This is a genomic window from Nocardiopsis halotolerans DSM 44410 (genome assembly GCF_000341065.1).
GTDB classification, from domain to species: domain Bacteria; phylum Actinomycetota; class Actinomycetes; order Streptosporangiales; family Streptosporangiaceae; genus Nocardiopsis; species Nocardiopsis halotolerans.
Genome location: NZ_ANAX01000082.1, coordinates 1 through 418, shown reverse-complemented (window position 1 = coordinate 418; position 418 = coordinate 1). Strand labels below are relative to the sequence as shown.

Below are 418 nucleotides of genomic sequence, written 5' to 3'. Positions count from 1 at the left end.
GACGTCGCCCGCCGCGGCCAGCGCCCGTGCGGCCTCCTCACGGTCGCCCGCGCGCAGCGCCCGGTCCGCCTCCTCGGTCAGCTCCTCCACCTGACGCATCCGCACACGCAGACGAGCGTGCAGGTCGTGGTCCTCGGGCAGGTCGGCGGCGGCCTCCTGTGCCTGGCGCAGCCGGTTGTCCACGAGCAGGTCGTGCACGTCCCGCTCCGCCCTGGCGGTGGCGTCCGCGTCGGTACCGGCGGAACGCACGAACGCGGCCAGCAGCAGGGCCTCCTCCTCGGCCAGTCCCCGCCGGACCCAGTGCCTGGCCAGGGCGGGCCCGGTCAGGGAGTCCGTGCGCTCCCGCAGGTCGCTGACGATCTCCCACAGCACGAGGGCGTCGACCTGCTCCGCTTCGGTGCGCAGGACCTCCAGCACG

General features: G+C 75.4%; 1 protein-coding gene. It reads right to left on the bottom strand.

Annotated elements, in window-relative coordinates; all coding sequences use genetic code 11:
• The coding region (locus tag D455_RS34120) for a hypothetical protein (protein WP_040684570.1) at nt 1-418 on the bottom strand (418 nt) is incomplete at both ends.